This is a genomic window from Daejeonella sp. AP26 (assembly GCF_056680515.1).
Genome location: NZ_CM155286.1, coordinates 1,903,872 through 1,926,371, shown reverse-complemented (window position 1 = coordinate 1,926,371; position 22,500 = coordinate 1,903,872). Strand labels below are relative to the sequence as shown.

Genomic DNA, 22,500 nt, shown 5'->3' with positions numbered 1-22,500 from the left:
TATTGTAAATCGAGCACAAATATAAGGAATTTAACATCACTATATAGGTCAGCCTCCTTTAACGATAGCCTTTTAATGGTCATCTTTATGCCACAAATAGACTTATGAACAAGATAGAACATATCGGAATAGCGGTTAAAAATATTGAAGCGGCAAGCAGTATATATGAAAAGCTACTGGGTGCTAAGAGCTATAAAACAGAGGTTGTCGAGAGTGAAAACGTTGTTACGGAGTTCTTCCAAATCGGCGAAAATAAAATAGAACTGCTTGAAGCCTCATCGCCAGCTAGTGCCATCTTTAAATTTATTGAGAAAAAGGGGGAGGGTATACATCATATTGCATTCGATGTACATGATATTGTTGCCGAAATGAGCCGGTTAAAAGGTGAAGGTTTTATCCTATTAAATGAAGAGCCTAAGCAGGGTGCCGATAATAAACTGGTTTGCTTTGTACATCCCAAAAGTGCCAACGGAGTCTTGATTGAGCTTTGTCAAAGCATCCCCGTAATATCCAACGAGAAATCTGATCAGATCTAATTGGCCTCGCGGTAGCTTGGTTTGGACTGGTTCGTAACTGCTTCGTATCAGGCCGTTAAATTGACGGCCTGATACGAATATGAGTAATAAAAGGCTGGTGCCTAGCTGCAAAGAATGAATTTCTTGTTTGTACTGCGATCTCAGGAATTCTGCGTGTAACTTAAACGTAGTTGCATGCCAAACGACGTATATTTAAATAATTTCCGTTTTACTTTTTTGTACCTCAAAATTAATCTATATTTGCACCTCTTAAAAAGTATTGAAGATGAAAGCAGAATTGCATCCAAAGAATTATAGATTAGTTGTGTTTAAGGATATGTCAAACGAATATTCTTTCTTAACTAAGTCTTGCATAGAAACTAAAGAGTCCGTTAAATGGGAAGATGGTAACGAATATCCTTTGGTTAAGTTAGAGATCTCCCACACATCTCATCCATTCTACACTGGTAAAATGAAGTTGGTGGATACAGCAGGACGTATTGATAAATTCCGCACCCGCTACGAAAAGAAATAAACTGAACACAGTTTTATAATTAATAGAAGTCTCGTCTTTCAACAGTCGGGACTTTTTTTATTTTTGTCCAATGACGATAATCTTATTCGATGATTTAGCGCGCGACTCCTTACTACCATTAACGTTCACCAGGCCGGTAGCTGCATTGCGGCTTGGAATTTTAACAATCGCTGAAAAGTGGCAGCGACGCTTACAGGCTGATGTTTCGTTTTTGACCCAGGAGTACCTAAGAGAGAAATTTCCGGTCATCATAACAGATTCAAATATCTTCATAAATGGTTCAGTATGCCCTGGTGATTCATTATTGGAGGCGATAGATAAACTCGTGGAAGGGGAAGCATTGTCAGCCCATGGTTTATTGATTGCGGTTAAACTGAATGCGTCTGCAGCCCGTGAATTTGACTATCAACAAACACATAAATATAAAAACATCAATTATAACGGCTCTTTCACAAGGGTTGAGTTCCCAGAGAACATCTTTATGTTTAATGATGCGGAACTTCGTATAGACTTCGAATTAATTACCCGTGGCCGTACTTCAGCCCCGTTAAATTCCACAAACACCCTTCTTGGTGACGATATTTTTCTCGAGGAGGGCGTTGAAGCTGATTGTTCAACGTTTAATACCAAATCAGGACCGATTTATCTGGGTAGAAACGCGCAAATATGGGAAGGTTGTAACATAAGAGGTTCATTTGCAATATGTAATGATTCGCAAGTTAAAATGGGCGGCAGGATATACGGCATGACAACGATTGGACCTTTTTGCAGGGTTGGAGGTGAAGTTAATAATTCAATGGTTATGGGTTATTCTTCGAAAGGGCACGAAGGCTACCTCGGTAATTCGGTACTGGGTGAGTGGTGTAACATAGGTGCCGACACCAATAATTCTAATCTAAAGAATAATTACGCGGAAGTTAAACTTTGGGATTATCAGAAGGAGAATTTCAGAAGAACGGGATTGCAATTTTGTGGACTTATCATGGCTGATCATGCAAAATGTGCAATTAATACTATGTTTAACACAGGCACTGTTATAGGAGTTAGTGCGAATATCTTCGGATCGGGATTTCCGCGTAACTTCGTCCCAGATTTTGCCTGGGGTGGGCCACACGGTTTTGACACCTATGCATTGAATAAAATGTTTGAAACTGCCGAGAAAGTATTTGAACGCCGTAATCACGTCTTTAATGAAATTGAAAAGAATATCATGACTGAAATATTTCAATTGACTTCCAGACACCGTAAATTCTAATTAATAAGCTAAGTAATATGAGAAAAAAAATAGTTGCCGGAAACTGGAAAATGAACCTGGATTATACAACAGGTGTTGGATTATTTTCTGAGATAGTCAATATGGTTAACGACGAGGTGATGGGCGAGCAGCAGGTGATAGTTTGCCCCCCATATATACATCTTAGCGCCATCAGTAAGCTCGCAAAGTCTCATCAGAATGTTTCTGTTGGTGCTCAGAATTGCCACCAGGCTGATAGCGGAGCTTTCACAGGGGAAGTATCTGCCTCGATGCTGCAATCTATTGGAGTTGAATATGTAATTATTGGACACTCTGAAAGAAGACAATATTTTGCTGAGTCAGACAGCCTATTGGCAGAGAAAGTAAATTCGGTTTTAAAAAACCAATTAAGTCCAATTTTCTGTATTGGTGAAACTTTAGATGAGCGGAATCAGAATTCCCATTTTGATGTGATCAAACGGCAGCTGGTTGATGGCTTGTTTCATCTCGGAGAAAGTGAGTTCCGAAAAGTAATTCTGGCTTACGAACCCGTTTGGGCAATAGGAACTGGTCTAACCGCTACTCCGGATCAGGCTCAGGAGATTCATGAGTTTATCCGTAAAGAAGTGGAAAATAAATATGGTGGTGACATCGCTCAAAACGTGTCTATTTTATATGGAGGCAGCTGTAATCCTAAAAATGCTGCAGAGCTTTTTGCAAAAGCCGACATCGATGGGGGACTTATTGGCGGCGCTTCATTAAAGTCACGGGATTTTGTGGATATTATTAAATCCTTTGGCAAGTAATGAATTATAAAGAGCTGACCTTCATTGTATCGTCCTCAGAAGATTATTACCGCGATTTGTTAATCGATAGTCTTTCGGAAATTGGTTTCGATACTTTCGAAGAAACAGATAGCGGTTTTAAAGCTTACATTCCTGTTTCAGATTACAATACAGAAAAATTGAATCAGGCTTTACAACAGCACAAGGATATGTTTGCTTTCTCTTATAATGAGGAACTCATTCCCTACAAAAATTGGAACGAGGTATGGGAAAGCAATTTTGAACCTCTTGAGATAGGAGGCCAGTGTTATGTGCGGGCTACTTTTCACCAGCCTCGTCCTGAGTTTAAATACGAAATAGTCATTGATCCAAAGATGGCTTTCGGAACCGGACATCATCAAACGACGTCGATGATGATGCAATGGATGCTTGAGGAAGATTTCAAAGGGAAAAGTGTTTTAGACATGGGCTGTGGAACGGGTATCCTGGCGATTCTTGCTTCGAAATTAGGTGCAGACAACATTCTTGCAATTGATAATGATCCCTTGTGCTATGAAAGTACATTAGAAAATACCAGTTTAAATTTGACTGAAAATATTGGTGCTTTATGCGGGTCTGCTGACACCATTCCTTCACAACAATTTGATGTAATTCTGGCCAATATAAACAGGAATATTCTTTTAGATCAGCTGCAGCGTTATACTCAGGTGCTTAATGAGAATGGACTAATCTTCTTGAGCGGTTTCTATGAAGGCGCTGACCTCGACATGATTTCCGATAGGGCAGCACAATTAAAGTTGAAATATTTAGGCCACAAGTCTGACAGCAAGTGGGTGGCCGCAAAATTCAGCCGTATTTAATTTTTCTTCATAAAATTCTAGTATCCAGTAGGCCATTAGCGGCTTATTGAACCTATCTTTTTTAAATATGCGTGTACATTTTATTGCGATCGGCGGAAGCGCCATGCACAACCTGGCAATAGCTTTGTCGAAAAAAGGCTTTCATGTAACCGGGTCAGATGATGTGATCTTTGAACCATCAAAATCCCGCCTTGATAAGTATGGTTTGTTACCGGCAATGCAAGGTTGGAACCCCGAGTGTATAACTCCGGATCTGGATGCAGTTATTTTAGGTATGCACGCCAGGGTGGATAATCCGGAATTGCTGCGTGCTGTAGAATCTGGTATCAAGGTTTACTCTTATCCAGAATATATTTATGAGCAATCTAAAAATAAAAAGAGGGTTGTGATTGGCGGAAGTCACGGTAAGACAACGATTACTTCTATGATTCTGCATGTATTGAATTTTTTTGGAAATAACTTCGACTACCTGGTTGGTGCTCAGCTAGCCGGTTTTGACACTATGGTTAAACTTACCGACGACGCCCCTGTCATCATTCTCGAGGGTGATGAATACTTGTCTTCCCCGATTGATAGAAGGCCGAAATTCCATCTGTATCATGCTAATATCGCCGTTTTAAGTGGGATTGCATGGGATCATATAAATGTGTTTCCGACATTTGCTGACTATAATGAACAATTCGCAAAATTTCTGGACACAATCGAAGACAATGGTACTTTGATCTATTGTGAAGACGATGAAAACGTGGCTAAGCTTGTGAGTGATTTCAAGGGAAATTTAAATTTGATTCCATACTCCCTGCTTCCCAATAAAGTAACTGACGGCGTTACATACATTCAGTCTAAAGAAGGCAATATTCCTCTAAGCGTATTTGGAGATCATAACATATTAAATTTGAACGCGGCAAGGCTGGTATGCAACGAACTTAAGGTTGACGACAAGAGCTTTTATGAGGCAATAAAAAGTTTTAATGGGGCCGCCCGCAGACTTGAATTATTGGGCAAAAATCAGGATACTTCGGTTTTTAAGGATTTTGCGCACTCGCCTTCGAAGCTTTCTGCAACAATAGAGGCGGTTAAAAAACAGTTCCCGGATAGAAAATTAATAGCATTAATAGAGCTTCATACCTTTAGTAGCTTAAATAAAGACTTCCTTGATCAATACTCAGGAACAATGAGTGATGCTGATGAAGCAATAGTTTTTATAGATGACACAATTTTTTTACAGAAAAAGCTAGAACCTTATGATGAATCCGTTGTTAAAAAAGCATTTGATAACACCAGAGTAAATTTTTTCAACAATGTCGAAATATTGGAGAGATTTTTGAGTTCTATTAATTATAAGGGGAAAAACTTGCTGTTGATGAGTTCAGGTAACTTCGGGGGAATGGATCTGAGTGCTCTTACCGATATCGTGTTAAAAAACAGTCAGAAAGAAAGCTCCTGAAAAAACACTAAATTAAACGCACATGAAAACTTTAGGTAAAAAAATAAGGCTTTTAAGACATCAGAAAGGTTGGAGTCAGGAAGATGTAGCTAAGCGTCTGGATATCTCTATACCGGCTTTTTCTAAAATTGAAACTGGTATTACTGATGTCAATTTGTCACGTCTGGAGCAAATCTCTACTTTGTTCGAAATGAGTGTTGTACAGTTGTTAACTTTTAATGATACTGAGCAACAAGAAAAGTATAATTCAGATCTGGAGGTGCTGACCAAGAAAGTTCAGGATCGGGAAACGGAAGTTATTGAATTACAGAAAAAAGTAATTGAATTGTATGAGGAACTTAGACGCTCAAAGAGTTAAGTAAAGTCTCTTTCATACAGGCTTTAAAATTTCTTTCGCATAGTAAGATGCTTTTTGCCAAAAGTTGCTCCTGTAGCTTCATGAAGCGATAGCATCTTATCATTAAAATCTCCCACCCAAGACAATTCCAGTTCCTTGTATTGGTTCATGGGTAGGACATATTCTTTCAGTTTTATAAACAGGGCAGATTCTAATCCGTGTTTTTGAAAAGCTTGTTTAGTTCCCATAACGACGGCTCGCATCCTGTCAACACCTTTCCAGCGATTATACGCAAACTTGAATTTCCCAATTAATCCAAGTTTCCCATTTAAATTCTTGATCATCTGATTAGCGTCAGGCACAATAACTACGAATGACACCGGCTCATCGTTGATATAAGCAAACCAAATCAGCTTTTCATCCATAATTACTTTCATCTTTTCAAAACTTTGCAAGGTAGTTTGCATGTTTATCGGTACAAAATTTTCAAAATCCTTCCATGCATCATTGTAGATTTCGATAAAATCTTGGGCATATTTGTCAAGGTTCGTCCTTTCCAGATGCTTAAAAGTGTAGCCAGGCTTGTTGGCTACCCACTGTGCAATTTTAGTGAACCGTTCGGGAAAAGGTTTTGTGACCTCCAGGTGATTAGTTATCTGCTGGTATACCGTTTCAAATCCGTACTGATCAAACAGGTTTTTGTAATAAGGCATATGGTAGTTCATACCAAAAGAGGGTGGGGTAAATCCTTCCACTAGTAAGCCCCAAAAACTATCATTTTCACCGAAGTTTATCGGACCATCCATCGCCTTCATTCCTTGTTCTGAAAGCCATCTCTGCGCAGTTTCAAACAATAAGGAAGCTGCTGCCAGGCTATCAATGCATTCAAAAAAGCCTATCCCTCCGGTGGGTATTTCATTTTGATATGCTTTTTTCTCATTAATAAAGGCGGCAATGCGACCTATTAGTTCGCCTGATTCTGACTTTAATACCCATCGGCTACATTTACCGTGTTGATGAAAATTGTTTTTTGCTGGATCGAAAACGGCTTTAATGTCGGTATCGAGCGGGCAGATCCAGTTTAGATCATCTTTATAAATGGTTCTCGCCACATTTAAAAACTCTTTTTGACTGCGCGGATCCTTAACTTCTTTTAAAATCATATTGGCTAAACAGGTATTGAGGGCATATTAATAAAAAAGCATTCAGCTTAGCTGAATGCTTTTTTTAGGTGTTTTTTACTTAAAAATCGTCGTCATCGTCATCTACAGCCAACTCGTCCAATGATGCCAGGTCATCATCGAGGTCGATCTCGAGTTCATCTTCATCAAAATCGTTCGGGTCAATTATTGCTGTCTTCTTTTTAGACGGACTTAGGCCAGTAAAAGTATCTGATACTTCAGTATAGCTGGCTGATAACTTTGAAGTTTTCATAGGGTTGTGTTGTGTGTGTTTATGGCCTAAAATTAAAAAGATTTTAAAAACCGCAATGACAATTTCACGAATAAATGTATTGCGGTGGTTACTCTTGCGATCCTATCTCGTTGTTTTCTGGTAACATATCTTTTAATTTAGGTAAGTCGGCAGAAGAATTTATGCCAAAATAGTCCATAAACATAGAACTAACGGAATATTGTATAGGTTTCCCAGCCGTGTTCGAACGTCCTGATATAATAATGAGTTCTTTATTCAATAGTTTTTGAATCGAATAGTCGCAACTTACACCTCTGATCTGCTCGACCTCTAACTTTGTAACAGGCTGTTTATATGCGATTATTGCGAGTGTTTCTAATGCTGCCTGGCTTAAAGATTTCTTTGATCGCTGAAGGTGTAGTAATTTGATGATGGGATAAAAGTCCTTTTTTGTTAAGAACTGGTAAGCATTGTTTATATAAACAAGCTCAATGCTCAGATCATATTGATTATATTTTGTTTGAATGTCATAAACTTCTGAATGCAACTGAGCATCAGTTAACTTTAGGTCGGCAACTTCTGATAAAACCAATTTGATTTCAGGTATAGTTATCCCTTTTTCAGAAGCGAAAATCAATGCTTCTATAAATTTTTGAAGCTGCTTAGGTTCCATTAATGATGTTTGTATTTGACATTGGGAAATTTAGGTAAATAGCTTCTAAATAATAATTTTGTTGAAAAGCTTTTTTATTGTCCATTCAACATAATCGGGAAGCTCGTTAAGACAACTATATACCTAGATTTACAGACACGACTAATGATTAATTTTAAACTCAAGCAGATATGTTTTTCCAATTTAATCGACGCTCTTTTTTACGAGTCGCGGGGGTAGGTGCCGCCGGAGTTGCTTTGTTTTCCGCAGGTTGTCAAAAGGAGGAGAATTTAGAAGGATTTCACCTGGGCAGAGGAGATGTGGCCGTGCTAAATTACCTGTACGTATTAGAGCAGGTGGAATCGGCTTTTTACACGCGGGTTGCTGTATCGTTTTATTCCGGGGTAACAGAAAAAGAAAGGGCTATGCTTACTGATATTCGCGATCATGAAATAGCTCACAGTGAATTTTTCAAAAATGCACTTGGCCAGGTAGCTATTCCTCGTTTTGACACGGACTTTACAGCCGTAAATTTCGAAAACAGAGAAAGTGTTTTAGCAACTGCTAAAACTTTAGGGGATATTATTGTTTCAGCTTACAATGGTGCTGGTGCACTTTTTAAAGAATCAAAGTATTTGACTCTGGCAAGTCAGATTGTCTCCGTAGAAGCCCGTCATGCGGCCTTGATTCGCGATTTAATTAGTGATGGTTCTTTTGCTGATAGCGAAGTGGTTGACGTAAACGGCCTGGAGAGTTCAAAACTTCCGTCAGTTGTTCTGATTTCGCTTCAACCCTACATTAAGGCTCAAATTAACTCATCAGGTCTTCCGACTACCTAAGCGAAAGAATATGAATATCTTAAACATATTAGAAAGCCTTGAAAAAATTGATACCGAAGGAGGCCAGAGCCTGACTGCAAGGCGCAAAGTAATTCGACAATTTTTCAATATTGGGTCCAGAATTAAGTTTGCATTCTTGCCTCTAGCATCTGGATTAGTGGTTAACCAGGCTCAGGCACAAACTTCTACCAGGAATACAGAGGAAGTCTTTCAGTTTGCCCTCCAGCTTGAATATTTGGCAGTTGAATTTTATACCCTTGGTCTTGCTGCACCCACCCTGATCTCTGCCGGTGCTGCTCGTAATCAAATTGCGAATATCCTCGATCATGAAAAGAAACATGTTGCATTCCTGTTAGCGGCACTTCAATTCCTAGAGGTAAATCCTGTGGCTAAACCCAAGTTTGACTTTACGGGTGGCAAAGGGGGCACGACAGGCCCTTTTGCGGATGTCTTTTCTAATTACAATACCTTTTTGGCGTTAGCCCAGGTGTTGAAGGATACCGCCGTCAGAGCTTATAAAGGCCAGATTGCTGGACTGGTTGGCGCTCCTTCATCAGTAACCGCTACCTTAAATATTCACTCAGTAGAGGCCCGCCATTCATCCCATATCAGGCAAATGCGTAAAAGTAATGGTATAGATGTAAAACCCTGGATAACCGGTAAAGAACAAGGACCAGGTACAGTTATTCAACCCGTTTATGACGGTGAAGAATCGGATATTCAGGGTGGGATCAAACTAACAGGTATAAATGGGTTACCTGTTTCTTTATCAGCAGCTACAGAATCCTTTGATCAACCCCTAACCAAAGAGCAAGTTCTCACGATCATTGGTCCCTTTATAGTCTGATCAGCTAACTTCAGTAATATTTTGCATTAGGTAAGGGGTAGGGTTATTAAAGGTTGATTCGAATATGATCCGGAAAGAGATCATAAAAAAAGCGGAGAAACTTGGGGGAAGTTTCTACCGCTTTTACACACACATAATCAAAACGTAATCTTAGGTAGATTTTATATTTTAATGCATTTAGTGACTAAAAAAACTACAAAGCCGCCTGCTATTTTTGCATAATTCCATACCGTATTCATATGTTGCTTCGCTTTGTTGAAACAATTCTAATTGTTTTAAATTTAGAAAATAGAATAAAAGGGTGAACGGTACTTATTATTTAGTAAACGGTAACTATACAGGTATTTTTACGGTAACTGTTGTTCCGAAGTCACCAGTTTGACGGGTATGTATAGAAATATGGCGTTTATTATTTTTATTCAATAACTGAATTCTGTCGTTCGTAATTTGCATTCCCCGGCTTACATGGCTCGAAGTTTTATTCTTTAGAGAATTATCTATTCCGGTTCCATTATCTATGATTTGAACAGTAAGCAAGTCATTTTCGTATCCCACCGTGATATGGATAGTTCCTCCTTCATCTTTTGGCATAATTCCATGCCATATAGCATTTTCTATGAATGGCTGCAGCAACATAGTCGGAATCATTGTTTCCTCGATATCGATTTGCTCATCTAAATCGATTTCATAAAACATCTTATCACCGAAACGAAGCTTTTCCAGGGAAAGGTATAGCTTAAGATAAACTAACTCTTCCTCAAGAGAGATATGACTTTTTGTGCAGATTTCCAGATTTTTGCGAATTAGTCTTGCAAACCCTGTTAATACTTTATTTGCGGCCTGTGAATCTTTTGTATTGATGAAGTATTGAATTGAGTTCATGATATTGAACACAAAGTGGGGGTTCATCATCGCCTGCAAAGCGCGTTGTTCCAGAGCTAGTATTTTTGCTTGGACAGAGAGGGTTTCCAACTCTTTACGACGTCGCTTTTTAAAATACAAGTAAATCAAACCAATTAATAGCAGCGAACTCAGAAAGTACATAGCGGCCAGAAACCACCAGTGTTGCCAGAATGCTGGCTTGATAACAAATGAAATTATAGCCGGGTTGCTCCAATTGCTATTCTTAAGTTTGCCTCGGATGCCAATCTGGTAGTTGCCTGGCTCTAGGGATCCAAACTCAATAGTGTTGGTTGAAATATCCATCCACGGAGAATTCTCGTTTAGCCGGTATTGGTAAAACTCCGTTGTTTGACTGTAATTGATAGCCGTAAAGTTGACTGAGATGTTATTCTCGTCATATCTGAGATTAGGCACTTCCCGAGTTTTATACGGTTGGCCGTTAGCTAAAAAACCGGTAATGTAAAATAGAGGAGGGCTCAATTCCGGCACCGGATCGTTTTGCGGCAGCACCGTTAGCCCTGCATTTGTAGCAAGGAAAACTTGTTCCTGATCGATAAAAATGTCCAGAACTTCATCTGAGGTTAAGCCATTCTTTACCTTATAAGTTCTTATGGTATTTGTGGTAGCTTTATATTCAAATTTGTCCACGCCGCTGAAAGTAGTAAGCCAGATATATTTACCGTCAAAAGCAAGACGGCGGCAAATATTGCTTGTGAGACCCTCCTTAATACCGATGCGTGTGATCTGATTGGCTTTATCGAACAATATTAAACCCTGGCCATGGGTACCTATAACCATTGTTCCATCGGGTAGTTCGAGCATATCAGTAACCCGTTTTGAAAACAGATCTGAATAGTTAGAAAGGGTATCGACCGTATTATTATGATATCTAAACAGTCCGTTAACATTAGAGAACCATAGCCTTTCTTTCGAGTCATAATACACTTTAAACGCCCGATCCCGAAAAAAGCTCTGCGTCGCGGAATTCGCCCCTGTTTCAAAGATTAAGTCCGCATTTTTATCGTTTAGAACATAGACGCCAGAGGCCAGAGAAAAAGCCAATTTGCCGTTTTTGCTCAACGCAAACGACTTAGGAGAAAAAGTCAGATTGTTCTTTTCCTTTAAAAACCTGATCGTTCGTTTTGGATTTTCAATATTGATCTCTCCAAGCGTAATGTTTGATGCAAACCAAATACTGTTTCGTTCTTTATCGTGCTCAAGTCTTTTGATGGGGTTGTATGGGAGGTCGGAGTATTTAAGTTGAACCTTGCTTATACTCTTGCCGTCAATTATGGATATATAACCCGATTTCAAACCAAGCCATAGTCGACTTGAATTATCTTTTAGAACGCTGAATATCACATCCTCAGGCAAGCCCGTAGATGTGGTATACTGCAAAATATTCTCAGTATGTGCAGGTAGAAGAATTAGTCCATCTCCAAATGTAGTAACCCAGATATTTCCTTCCCGATCAAGCATTGTATTAGAAATTATCTTTTCACCAAGATAGTGAGCCATGGACTTGCCATCCGGCTTAACAACGTACAAGCCATTGTCAACAGAAGATATCCAAACATCATTTTTGTTGATCAGAAAAGAGCCTATTTTGACTGATTGGAGCTCAGCGGGAAGAGGCCTTACAATTTTAAATTCGCCCCTAGTGTATTGAATCAAGCCTTCTTTCGATAAATAAAGCAACTGTTTAGTCCGACTATCATATTTAGAAGATTTGAATGAAAGGGGGAGGTGTCTGGCAGCAGCCCTGGTAATAGCTCTGTCACTGAGGTAATAAAAACCTTTGGTGTTAGCCGCTAAGATTCTATTCTTGTCATCCTCGAAAATAAAGGTGTTTGATATATCAAAAGAATCGTTGGATTTCAAATGGACAGTCACTTTGTGCTTATCGATTTCGATTATTTGTTGCTGGTTAGTAGAAAACCATAGCCTGTTTGACGAATCTTCGAAGCAGTTGATAATGCTCGCATTGGTAATAGCCTGTTTAAGCAAGTGATCATTTTCCGGATTATAAAATTTACCATCGAAATAATAGCCCAGTCTGCCGTTGAAGTTTAAGAACCAGATGCGTCCTTTGGAATCTTCAAAGATCGACAATACTTCATTGTCGGCAAGTCCGTTGTCGGTTGTAAATAATTCGAATTTCTTACCATCAAAGCGATTAACTCCGCTGGATGTTGCTATCCATAAAAAGCCCCGGGAGTCTTGCAAACTATAGTATGCGTTTGAATTGGCGATCCCTTCAGGTATGCCATAACTTTTAAAATTAATTGTCTGCGAAAATGCCGGCTGACTAGTGATAAAAAAAGCTAAAAATACGAAGTTTAGGCATCTAAAGCGTTGGGCCATGCTAATAGGATAGATCACGGGAGTAATTTATTTGATTAGAAAGGCCTTTATCCGATCCAGGAACTCTGAATACCTTCTTCTCGATATAGATAATTCAGTCTGGTCTTTCATAGTCACTAAAAGCCGATCTTTGTTAGAATAATCTTTAAGATATTCCAGATTAATGATCGTTGATTTATGTATTCTCACAAAATGATCCGGATTTAAAATCTCTTCAAAATCCTTCATGGCCTTTGCAACAATCATCTTTTCAGAATCTTTGAAATAAAATCGCGTGTAATTATTGTCGGCCACGATATAAATGATATCGGCGATATCTTTGATTTTGAAACCCTGAGAATCAGACAGTGATATTTTCCTGATATCTTCTGAACTATTGATGTTTTCAGAAAGACTCTTTAAAGAAGCGGTGTACGTCTGGTTATCCAGATTTTGATTCCTTTTCAACGTTTTCCAGGCAAAAACTTTTTGAATTGATTCCTGCAGTTCTTCAATGTTTACCGGCTTCAATAAGTAATCGATTGCGCTGGCTTTAATGGCTCTTAGGGCATACTGGTCAAAAGCTGTTGTGAAAATTACCGACGTCTCATTTTTCTCAAGATCGGGTAGGAGCTCAAAGCCATTCTCTTTAGGCATGGCAATGTCCAGGAAGACGATGTCCACGTAGTGGGTTTTCAAAAGTTCTCTGGCGGCCGCCACTGATTCAGCCGAGCCTATAATATTAACGTCCGGGCAGTTGGCCTGAACAAGGTAGTATAGTGATTTGCGGCTATATTCTTCGTCGTCAACAATTATTGCGTTCAGTATCATATTTTGAACTAAATGTAATAAATGTTACGAGCTAACGAACTTTATTTAGCAGAATCTTAATTAATAGGTGATAACTTGTTCTTCAATTTGCTCGGGAAGATCTCTGAACTCATATTGCTGATTACGCAGCTGAGGCTCAAAGCCCGCTTCTCTTATCGAATCCTGTATACCTTTTGAGGTAAATCGGTGTGGAGCTCCTGCAGCGGAAACAACATTTTCTTCAATCATGATAGATCCAAAGTCATTTGCGCCTGCGTGTAAGCAGATTTGAGCAACCTGCTTACCGACTGTAAGCCATGATGCCTGAATGTTTTTTACATTGGGAAGCATGATACGGCTTAAGGCTATCATGCGAATATATTCATCGCCCGTTACTTGGTTTGTTATTCCTCGTACCTTTTTTAGAAGAGTTCCGTCGTCTTGGAATGGCCATGGGATAAACGCCAGAAAGCCATTGGCCTCTGCCGGTTTTTCTGCCTGCACTTCCCGTAGCCAAACCAGATGCTCGAACCTTTCCTCCAGAGTTTCTACATGGCCGAACATCATCGTTGCTGATGTTGTCAGATGTAGTTGATGAGCTGCCCGCATAACATCCAGCCATTCTTGCCCGCCACATTTCCCCTTTGAAATCAGGCGGCGTACGCGGTCGTTTAATATTTCCGCACCCGCGCCCGGTAGGGAGTCCAGGCCGGCTTCTTTTAAAGCAGATAGAACCTCTGTATGAGTAAGTCCGTCAAGTTTGGCTATATGCGCAATTTCGGGCGGACCTAATGAGTGAAGTTTAAGGGTAGGATATAGTTCTTTCAACTGTTTAAACAGATCTACATAAAATTGCAAACCCAGATCAGGATGGTGGCCCCCCTGCAGTAAAAGCTGATCGCCACCTAAACGAAAGGTTTCTTCTATCTTCTGTTTATACGTTTCAATGTCGGTAATGTAGCTCTCGGCATGCCCGGGCCGACGGAAGAAATTACAGAATTTGCAATTTGCGATACAAACATTGGTGGTATTCACATTGCGGTCGATGATCCATGTTACTTTGCCATGCGGAACCTGCTTCTTGCGAAGCTCATTACCTACGTGCATTAATTCGGCTGTGCCGGCGTTTTTATATAAATGTAATCCTTCATCTTGAGTTAGAAACTCGAAGTTCAAAGCTCGTTGTAGTAATTCTGAGGTAATCATCTGTGCAAAGATAATCACTTGCCTCTGGATTATAGATTAACAGTAATTTGTTACTGAAGGATGATAATATACTTTTAGTGATTACACGCTTAAATTTCTTAAATTCGGCGTTTTGCAACTTAAACAGTTTAGCTAATATGGTTCTATTTGATCGATTCACCCTGGAAAATGGATTAAAAGTTCTGGTTCATGAGGACCCAACGACACCCATGGCTGTTGTTAATATCCTTTATGATGTGGGAGCACGTGATGAAGATCCTGATAAAACAGGTTTCGCTCATTTATTTGAGCATCTGATGTTTGGTGGCTCTGTAAATATCCCGACCTATGACGAACCCCTGCAACGAGTAGGAGGAGAGAACAATGCTTTTACCAGTAACGACATCACTAACTATTATATCACCTTACCGGCAGTAAATCTCGAGACTGCTTTCTGGCTTGAAAGTGATCGGATGCTAAGTCTTGCTTTTTCAGAGAAAAGTCTGGAAGTGCAACGTAACGTCGTTTGCGAAGAATTTAAGCAACGCTATTTAAACCAGCCTTATGGGGATGTTTGGTTGAAGCTTCGCCCCATGGCATATAAGAAACACCCTTACCAGTGGGCCACCATCGGCAAAGTGCTGGAGCATATTGAGAATGCAACCATTGAGGATGTAAGAGATTTTTTCAAAAAGCATTACAATCCCGCAAATGCAATCCTGGTAGTAGGCGGCTCGGTAAAAACTGAGGATGTTAAGCTGTTGGCAGAGAAATGGTTTGGCGATATTCCCGGCCTGGAAAAACCTTCCCGGAACTTAGAACCCGAGCCAGAGCAAACTGAAGAACGCAAGTTAACCGTGAATGCTGATGTACCGTTAAATGCTATCTATAAAGCATTCCATATGCCTTCGCGCAATGATGAGAATTACTTTACAGTTGACTTGATATCAGATATTCTTTCAAGAGGCAATTCCTCCAGGCTATTCCGCAAGCTTTTAAAGGAGCAGAAGTTATTCAGTGAGATTAACGCATATTTAACCGGAAGTCTTGATACTGGTTTATTTGTTGTGGAAGGGAAACCTCTACCAGGGGTTTCTATGGAAATTGCAGAGGCCTCAATATGGCATGAATTAGAGCAGTTGAAGACTGATCTTGTGCACGACGATGAACTTACGAAGGTGAAGAATAAGATTGAATCTACGATGGTGTTCTCCGATATGAGTTTGTTGGATAAAGCGATGAACCTTGCCTTTTTTGAATTGTTAGGAGATGCGGAAAGGTTAAATTCCGAAACTCAAAAATACCTGAACGTCACAGCCTCCCAGATCCAGCAGCAGGCACAGCAGATCTTTCGAAAAGAAAATTCATCAACACTATATTACTTAGCTAATTAATATGATTGACAGAACTTTAGCACCTGCTTTTGGGCAAGTTGAAGATATAAACCTTTTGCATGCACAGCCGCATTTACTCGATAATGGCTTGCAATGTTTTGTAATAAACGGAGGCGAACAGGATCTTGTTAGAATTGAATTTATTTTTTCAAATGTTGAATGGGATGAAACCAAACCGTTGCAGGCTTTTGCAACAAACACATTATTAAACGACGGTACTTCAGAATATTCGGCTGCCCAGATTGCCGATAAGATAGATTACTATGGTGCTTTTCTGCAAACAGAATATAATTTTGATCAGGTAACTGTTACACTCTTTACCCTGAATAAGCATCTAAAGGCCACTCTGCCTATCGTGAAAGCTATTCTGACTGACTCAATATTTCCACAGCGCGAACTCGAAACCTTCATACTGAACCAGAAGCAGAAGCTGAGTGTTAACCTGGAGAAGAATGACTTTGTAGGGCGCAAGGTATTTAACGAAGCGTTATTTGGAAATACCCTTTATGGATATGATATTGATGCTTCTGTATATGACCGCCTGACCCGGAATCAATTGGTGGAGTATTTTAGAAAAGCCTACCAGCCGCAGAATTGCACACTTATCATAGCGGGCAAAGTTGATGATAGTACACTGAAGGAACTGAATTTAGTTTTTGGTTCTGATTGGAAGAATGCAGAAGCTGCTGCACCTAATTTCTTCAGTTTTCAAAACAAACCGGGCGCAGAGCATTATCTAGAGAAGGAGGATGCCTTGCAGTCTGCAATACGTATCGGACAAATTGCAATTAATCGCACACACTCAGACTTTCCTGGCTTTCAGGTTTTAAATACTATTCTGGGTGGTTACTTTGGTTCGCGACTAATGGCGAATATCCGTGAAGATAAAGGGTTTACTTACGGTATAGGTTCTGCTCTTGTTTCTTTAAAAAACACCGGTTACTTCTTTATAGCATCAGAAGTTGGTGCAGACGTTTGTAGCCAGGCTATGGTTGAAATAGAAAAAGAAGTTAATTTATTGAAACAGGAAAAGGTTTCTGAAGGTGAACTTGATCTGGTGAGGAACTATATGCTCGGCTCGATGCTCGGCAGTCTTGAAAATGCGCTATCGCATGCTGATAAATTTAAAAACATTTATTTCTCCGGACTGGATTACGACTACTACACCAAGTATATTAAAATTGTTAGAAATATTTCTCCCGATGATATTCTTAACCTGGCTAATCAGTATTTAAACTTTGAAGACTTTCAAAAGGTAATTGTTGGCAAAAGATAGAGACTTTTTCAGCGCAGCTGCGTATTGGACATGCCAGATTTTGACCGGCTTATCTTCTTGTCTTTTTTGTTTTTCCATTTCCAAAGCAGAAACCCTGTAATAGATAATAAGGGAACGCTAAGTCCTGCCAGGCAGAAAAGTAGCTTGACGAAAATATTATCGAATTCTACAAAGTGAATTGCTCTGCTAATACTTGCCGTTTGATCTTTTGGAGGCGCTTTTTCAATAATCTTATAATTCACTATTTCGCCACTTCCCGGATCGATACTTATTGTATTTCCTGTTTTGCTATAATAAAAGGGTTGGGTTTTTAACGATCCTAGAACCAAAAGGTTTACATTTTCTTCTTTGGGGAAACGAACGTAATTGGCATTAAATTCAGGGTAAAGGTCATTTATAGTTTTCAGCGTTTTTTGAATGGATATCCCGATTTCAGGACTTGTTGGATTTTTGTTTATCGTCGCAGAATATCCGTTAATCATCACATCATAACTGATTAAAAGACCGGAAAAAACGACGATCAAATTTAACAAAACAGCCCATACGCCAACATACCGGTGAAGAGATGATGAAATTGATTTCTTATTTTTTTGGTTAAATTTTATCCGGAAGAGTAATATATCAGTAAATGCTTTTCGATAGATGACCAGTCCTGTGATTAATGAAACAAGGAAGAAAAGCCCAATAATGAATACAAGGGTTTTTCCGAAAGTGCCTGCATGTAAAGAATAATGAAGTTTCAGGATCCATTTGATAAATGTCTTTTCGCTGTCTATTTGCTTTAAAATTTCCCCGGTTGCCGGATGAACAAAAACGGTCAATCGCTCCGTTGGCCTTCTTAATCCAAAAACGAGGCTTTCTTTCGGGTTATCTGAAAAATGTTCAAGCCGGATTTCCCAGTTTTTGAAGGATGTGGTGACGGTTTCATAGGCTTTGTCGATATCTACCCGCAAGTTATTCTCTAGTGTCAAAAAACGACGATCAACGGACTTTTCTATTTCATCATGAAAAACGAGGATAGATCCGGAAACTCCCAGGATAAAAATGAACAGGCCTGCTATCAGGCCCGTCCATTTATGAATTTTGTAAAGAGTTTTCCCGAAACTTTTGGTCATGCTCAGAGCCTGTTCATTTTCGAACAGACATTTTAATTATAGTGAATAAGTTAAACCGATATTATATCTGATCCCGTTACCGCGTGTGTAATCGGCGTCGCGACCATAGAATTGGGCTACAGGAGTATAATACTTTCTGTTGAAGATGTTTTCAATACCCAGGTTTATTCTGGCTGCCGGATTAACTTTGTAAGATGAGCTTAAATTGAATAGTTGAAATTGATTGATTGGTCCTTCTCCGAATAAATATGCACCTGTTGTTGCATTGGCCTGGAAGCGCTTCCGGTCCCCTGAAAAGATATAATCCAAACGAACATCCCACACTGTATTTGGCTTGAAAGTAAAAAACGCCGTGGCTTTTGGAGCAGAAATTCGTGTGCTGTTTAAATAGGTGTCGGCATCATCCTCGAAATCCTTGTCGTTGTTGCCATCAATTTTACCTTCCACGTATGCATAGCTGGCACCGATGGTAAATTGGTTTACCGGATTAAAGGTTGCAACTAGTTCATATCCCCAAACGCGCTCCGGAGCGCGTTGCGGCACAAAAATGTCTCCCTGCTGTACCAGGTTTGAACCCAATTTGGAATTGCTGATGTAATATACCCCCTCCAAACTGATCTTGTCAAAATCAGAGTTAAAACCGGCTTCGTAATTATTTACAATAACGGGCTTTGTATTGAGTGCTGCTACTGTGTTTTCTTTGGCAGTTCGAAGAACCCGGCCAAGATCAAATATTGAGAAGCCCTGCGAATAACTCACGTAAGGTTTGAAAAAACCTAATTTTGCGTAACGCAGGCCTGCGTTAAAGGTTAAGGCATTATAATCCAGCTTTCCGCGTGTTACAGCCACAGATCCCTGGTTGTTTGCGCCGGTAGCCAGTGTTTGATAATCATCGATATTAATGGATATGTTTTCATAACGCAGACCTGCCTTGAATATAAAATGATTAAAGATCTCTGTGCTCAGCTGGGCGTACGGTGCCATATTGCGCATGTTAACTTCAGGTACCCATACACGACCGTCTACCAGACTTTGTGCGGTTCGATCAGTTAAGACATCCAATCCATACGTGAGGTCTCCGGTTAGATCGGAAGATAAACTGAAGGGTGTGATCAGGTTGGCTCGAATCCCCTTTTTTGAGGAGGTTATCTGAGATTGACCACCGCCGTAGAAAAAGCTATCAAAACCATATACCGTTTTATAATCCTGGAAATAAACATTAGTTTCCAGATCTGTTTCCCCGATTAAATTCTTTGAACTGTAACTTAAATTGGCATTGTGGTTATAACGGGTTCCTTCATTGATTCCCCCGCGGTCTCCTTTAACCCCGATGGTTGGCTTAACCCCATATTTACCGGCTTGTACGATATAATCAGAATTTTGTGCGGAGCCAAAATAGTTATACATCAGCTCAACCCGGTTATCCGGATTAATAGTATAACCAAGCTTTCCGAACGCATTGTAGGCGTTTGTTTCTCCAAGCCCGTAATTGGGGGAAATGACTTCTCCTGCGCCATCTTTAAAAACGCCTGTCAGGTCATATAAGCCAGAAACTACATAGTCTAACTTATTTCCAGAACCATAAAATTGCTGCGAAAACCTTCCGCCGGCTGAATTTTTAAAAGCGACCAGGTTTCCGGAACTCCCTATACTGGTTATTGAACCGAATTTTTTTGAGGGATTACCTTTTTTGGTGATATAGTTAATCAATCCGCCATCTGCTCCATTTCCATAAATGGAGGTAGCTCCTTTAATAACTTCAATACGTTCAATGGCCGCAGGGTCAATGCTGCGGATATCGCGGCTCCCTGCTCTTAGGGGTGTGCTCTGAGGAATCCCATCTATCAGGATCAATACATTTCTGCCTCGTAGAGTCTGGCCGACATTAGAAGTTGTATTGTTGGTGTAGCCCAAGCCAGGGACAGACCAGCTTAAGATATTGCTGATATTTGGATTTATCGACGCCTGTGTTTCAATATCTTTTGCACTCAAAATGGTTACTGATACGGGGGTTTCTCCCAACGTTTCTTTACTTCGGGTGGTTGAAATACTTACTTCCCTGAGTTGTTTTATGGAAGGTTTCAATAACAGTTTGAGGCGGGAGGTGTCAGCAGACTGAACTTTCAGGTTCAAATTCTCGAAACCAACTCCTCTGATCAGTAATGTATAATTTCCCTCAGTAAGGTTATTAAAGGCAAAGCTTCCATCTGCTAATGTGACAACGGATCGGGATAACTCCCTGATTGATGCTGTTGCACCCTGTATCGGGTTTCCGCCAAGATCTGATACAGTACCAGTTATTCTGTGGTTTTGAGCCAAAGCTGCGCAAACGCCCAGTGACAATATCAATGTAAAAAAAACTCTCATTCTTATTTAGACTAATTATTAATAAGCCTGCAAATTTAGGCGAAGAAATAAAATTGGCAAGAACTATTTTATTTATTTAATAGAAACTGATTTGAGAAAGCAATAAATCGGTACCTTTGCCCCGCAAGTAATAAACTCAATTATTTGCCATGCAACTCGATCCCGAAAAATTCGTATCTGAAGGTCTCACCTACGATGATGTGTTATTAATACCCGCATATTCCGAAGTACTGCCACGAGACGTGGACACAAGCTCTTTCTTCACCCGAAAAATCCGGTTAAACGTTCCTATCGTCTCCGCTGCGATGGACACTGTAACTGAATCAGGTATGGCCATTGCCATCGCACAGGCTGGCGGAATCGGAATGCTTCATAAAAACATGAGTATCAAAGAGCAGGCTGACGAGGTTCGTAAGGTAAAACGGTCAGAAAGTGGAATGATCCAGGACCCCGTAACGTTAGTAGAAAGTGCGCTGGTTTCAGATGCGTTTCACATTATGAAAGAATACAGCATTGGTGGTATTCCTGTGATAGATGGCGACAGAAAGTTAAAGGGCATTATCACTAACCGCGACTTACGTTTTCAAAAAGACATGAAACGTCAGATTAGCGATGTGATGACAAAGGTGAACTTAATTACAGCACCTCTGGGTACCACCTTGATGCAAGCCGAAGAAATTCTTCAGGATTATAAAATTGAAAAACTTCCTATTATTGATAAGGATGGTCGTTTAAGTGGCTTGATCACCTTCAGAGATATTCAAAAATTCAAAAACTTTCCAAAAGCCTGTAAAGACGAGCATGGCCGTCTTCGTGTAGGCGCTGCAGTTGGAGTTACAGCCGATACTTTAGAGAGGGTGGAAGCTCTTGTAAAGGCCGGTGTTGATGTAATCACAATCGACACAGCTCATGGCCACTCAAAAGGAGTCATCGATAAGCTAAAAGAAGTTAAGTCGCATTACCCGGATCTGCAGGTGGTAGTTGGAAATATTGCTACGGCAGATGCTGCCCGGGCTTTAGCGGACGCGGGAGCAGATGCAGTTAAGGTAGGTATCGGACCGGGTTCTATATGTACCACTCGTATTATAGCCGGTGTAGGAGTTCCCCAATTATACGCGGTTTACGAATGCGCAAAAGCCTTACGCGGTCGTGGGATTCCTGTTATTGCCGATGGTGGAATCAAACAGACTGGTGATATTGCCAAGGCTATTGCTGCCGGCGCAAGCTCAATAATGGCAGGCTCTTTATTCGCCGGTGTAGAAGAGTCACCTGGCGAAACGATTATCTACGAAGGCCGTAAATTTAAGTCATACCGGGGCATGGGGTCCATCGAGGCGATGGAACAAGGTTCTAAAGACCGTTATTTTCAGGATGTTGAAGACGATATCAAGAAACTAGTTCCTGAGGGTATTGTTGGCCGTGTTCCATTTAAAGGCTCTTTAGCCGAAGTAATGTACCAGCTGATCGGAGGATTGAAAGCTAGTATGGGCTACTGTGGATCGCCTACAATTGAAGATCTTCAAAACGCCAGGTTCGTTAAAATTACTGCCGCGGGAATGCGTGAAAGCCATCCGCATGATATAACGATCACTAAAGAAGCACCTAATTACAGTAGGTAGTTGGTTAGGTGGTTTATTTGGCTA

Annotated in this window: 20 protein-coding genes; 12 read left to right on the top strand and 8 right to left on the bottom strand. The window is 40.2% G+C overall.

What is annotated here, in order from left to right; genetic code table 11:
- Positions 1–104 precede the first annotated feature (104 nt).
- From mce to AC1MCB_RS08235, 7 genes are all read left to right on the top strand, one after another.
- Positions 105–536: a methylmalonyl-CoA epimerase gene (gene mce, locus AC1MCB_RS08265; RefSeq protein WP_479968273.1), complete on the top strand. Its 432-nt coding sequence runs from the start codon at positions 105–107 to the stop codon at positions 534–536.
- Between the two features lie 265 nt (positions 537–801).
- Positions 802–1,050, top strand: a complete 249-nt coding sequence (locus AC1MCB_RS08260; protein ID WP_479968272.1) for a type B 50S ribosomal protein L31 — start codon at positions 802–804, stop codon at positions 1,048–1,050.
- Positions 1,051–1,120: 70 nt separating this feature from the next.
- On the top strand, positions 1,121–2,305 hold the full coding sequence (locus tag AC1MCB_RS08255; protein WP_479968271.1) for a putative sugar nucleotidyl transferase: 1,185 nt from the start codon (positions 1,121–1,123) through the stop codon (positions 2,303–2,305).
- Positions 2,306–2,322: 17 nt separating this feature from the next.
- Positions 2,323–3,090 carry a triose-phosphate isomerase gene (tpiA, locus tag AC1MCB_RS08250; protein WP_479968270.1) on the top strand — a complete coding sequence of 256 codons (768 nt, stop codon included), beginning with the start codon at positions 2,323–2,325 and terminating at the stop codon, positions 3,088–3,090.
- Positions 3,090–3,929 carry a 50S ribosomal protein L11 methyltransferase gene (gene prmA / locus AC1MCB_RS08245; protein WP_479968269.1) on the top strand — a complete coding sequence of 280 codons (840 nt, stop codon included), beginning with the start codon at positions 3,090–3,092 and terminating at the stop codon, positions 3,927–3,929. The genes tpiA and prmA overlap by 1 nt, the downstream gene beginning before the upstream one ends.
- Positions 3,930–3,996: 67 nt before the next feature.
- The gene (locus AC1MCB_RS08240; RefSeq protein ID WP_479968268.1) at positions 3,997–5,376 is read left to right on the top strand and encodes a UDP-N-acetylmuramate--L-alanine ligase; all 1,380 of its coding nucleotides are present in this window, start codon (positions 3,997–3,999) and stop codon (positions 5,374–5,376) included.
- Positions 5,377–5,398: 22 nt separating this feature from the next.
- Positions 5,399–5,734: a helix-turn-helix domain-containing protein gene (locus AC1MCB_RS08235; protein WP_479968267.1), complete on the top strand. Its 336-nt coding sequence runs from the start codon at positions 5,399–5,401 to the stop codon at positions 5,732–5,734.
- A 23-nt stretch (positions 5,735–5,757) separates the two neighbouring features.
- Here the strand turns inward: AC1MCB_RS08235 and AC1MCB_RS08230 are convergent, their stop codons facing one another.
- The 3 genes from AC1MCB_RS08230 to scpB all read right to left on the bottom strand — a co-directional run bounded on the left by AC1MCB_RS08230 (position 5,758) and on the right by scpB (position 7,799).
- A complete protein-coding gene (locus AC1MCB_RS08230; RefSeq protein WP_479968266.1) occupies positions 5,758–6,876 on the bottom strand; it encodes a GNAT family N-acetyltransferase in 1,119 nt (372 codons plus the stop codon).
- A gap of 79 nt (positions 6,877–6,955) precedes the next feature.
- The gene (locus tag AC1MCB_RS08225; protein WP_479968265.1) at positions 6,956–7,147 is read right to left on the bottom strand and encodes a hypothetical protein; all 192 of its coding nucleotides are present in this window, start codon (positions 7,145–7,147) and stop codon (positions 6,956–6,958) included.
- Positions 7,148–7,235: 88 nt separating this feature from the next.
- A complete protein-coding gene (scpB, locus tag AC1MCB_RS08220; RefSeq protein WP_479968264.1) occupies positions 7,236–7,799 on the bottom strand; it encodes an SMC-Scp complex subunit ScpB in 564 nt (187 codons plus the stop codon).
- A gap of 170 nt (positions 7,800–7,969) precedes the next feature.
- Between scpB and AC1MCB_RS08215 the strand changes: the two genes are divergently transcribed.
- Positions 7,970–8,617 (top strand): ferritin-like domain-containing protein, encoded by a 648-nt coding sequence (locus AC1MCB_RS08215; protein ID WP_479968263.1) that lies wholly within the window; start codon positions 7,970–7,972, stop codon positions 8,615–8,617.
- A 10-nt stretch (positions 8,618–8,627) separates the two neighbouring features.
- A complete protein-coding gene (locus AC1MCB_RS08210) occupies positions 8,628–9,464 on the top strand; it encodes a ferritin-like domain-containing protein (RefSeq protein WP_479968262.1) in 837 nt (278 codons plus the stop codon).
- A gap of 333 nt (positions 9,465–9,797) precedes the next feature.
- Here AC1MCB_RS08210 and AC1MCB_RS08205 read toward each other — a convergent pair whose 3' ends face one another.
- The 3 genes from AC1MCB_RS08205 to mqnC are packed head-to-tail and all read right to left on the bottom strand — an operon-like array spanning position 9,798 to position 14,726.
- Positions 9,798–12,731 (bottom strand): sensor histidine kinase, encoded by a 2,934-nt coding sequence (locus AC1MCB_RS08205; RefSeq protein WP_479968261.1) that lies wholly within the window; start codon positions 12,729–12,731, stop codon positions 9,798–9,800.
- A gap of 27 nt (positions 12,732–12,758) precedes the next feature.
- On the bottom strand, positions 12,759–13,541 hold the full coding sequence (locus AC1MCB_RS08200; RefSeq protein ID WP_479968260.1) for a LytR/AlgR family response regulator transcription factor: 783 nt from the start codon (positions 13,539–13,541) through the stop codon (positions 12,759–12,761).
- Positions 13,542–13,601: 60 nt separating this feature from the next.
- The gene (mqnC, locus tag AC1MCB_RS08195) at positions 13,602–14,726 is read right to left on the bottom strand and encodes a cyclic dehypoxanthinyl futalosine synthase (protein WP_479968259.1); all 1,125 of its coding nucleotides are present in this window, start codon (positions 14,724–14,726) and stop codon (positions 13,602–13,604) included.
- Between the two features lie 137 nt (positions 14,727–14,863).
- Here mqnC and AC1MCB_RS08190 point away from each other — a divergent pair, with 137 nt between their 5' ends.
- Both AC1MCB_RS08190 and AC1MCB_RS08185 read left to right on the top strand, forming a co-directional pair.
- Positions 14,864–16,099, top strand: a complete 1,236-nt coding sequence (locus tag AC1MCB_RS08190) for a M16 family metallopeptidase (protein WP_479968258.1) — start codon at positions 14,864–14,866, stop codon at positions 16,097–16,099.
- Between the two features lies 1 nt (position 16,100).
- Positions 16,101–17,375 carry a M16 family metallopeptidase gene (locus AC1MCB_RS08185; protein WP_479968257.1) on the top strand — a complete coding sequence of 425 codons (1,275 nt, stop codon included), beginning with the start codon at positions 16,101–16,103 and terminating at the stop codon, positions 17,373–17,375.
- Positions 17,376–17,383: 8 nt separating this feature from the next.
- On the opposite strand, the gene AC1MCB_RS08180 is transcribed toward AC1MCB_RS08185, so the two are convergent.
- Both AC1MCB_RS08180 and AC1MCB_RS08175 read right to left on the bottom strand, forming a co-directional pair.
- Complete coding sequence (locus tag AC1MCB_RS08180; RefSeq protein WP_479968256.1) at positions 17,384–18,490, bottom strand: PepSY-associated TM helix domain-containing protein; 1,107 nt, start codon at positions 18,488–18,490, stop codon at positions 17,384–17,386.
- Positions 18,491–18,526: 36 nt separating this feature from the next.
- Positions 18,527–20,857 carry a TonB-dependent receptor gene (locus AC1MCB_RS08175; RefSeq protein ID WP_479968255.1) on the bottom strand — a complete coding sequence of 777 codons (2,331 nt, stop codon included), beginning with the start codon at positions 20,855–20,857 and terminating at the stop codon, positions 18,527–18,529.
- A gap of 149 nt (positions 20,858–21,006) precedes the next feature.
- On the opposite strand from AC1MCB_RS08175, the gene guaB reads away from it, so the two are divergent.
- A complete protein-coding gene (gene guaB / locus AC1MCB_RS08170; RefSeq protein ID WP_479968254.1) occupies positions 21,007–22,476 on the top strand; it encodes an IMP dehydrogenase in 1,470 nt (489 codons plus the stop codon).
- Positions 22,477–22,500 lie beyond the last annotated feature (24 nt).